Source organism: Halocynthiibacter sp. C4, assembly GCF_028823805.1.
Classification (GTDB): domain Bacteria; phylum Pseudomonadota; class Alphaproteobacteria; order Rhodobacterales; family Rhodobacteraceae; genus Falsihalocynthiibacter; species Falsihalocynthiibacter halioticoli.
Window position 1 is genome coordinate 1 of the sequence record NZ_JAPEIE010000018.1, and the last position, 276, is coordinate 276.

General features: G+C 69.6%; 1 pseudogene. It reads left to right on the forward strand.

The features are described 5' to 3' along the window. Positions 1 to 276, forward strand: a pseudogene (locus tag OU789_RS16845) (hypothetical protein); the annotation flags it as partial.

Genomic DNA, 276 nt, shown 5'->3' on the forward strand with positions numbered 1-276 from the left:
GACGCCGAACCTGACCTGGTGCCTCGCTCTCGGACCATTCGCGCTCGCAGTCGCCGGATTGGCGACCGGAAGCGCCAAGTCGGGTCAGCGACAGGTCGGAGGGGGCGCCGCTTGGATCGCCGGCTTCGCCCTGGCGATGGCCGCAGCCGCGGGCCTCTGCGTCGCGGTCAACGGCCCCCTGGTGACAGGCACGGTGGGGTTCGCAGGTGTCGGCCTGGGATTCTACGTCGATACTCTGGCCGCGATCATGTTCGTGCTGGTCGCCTTCGTCGGCCT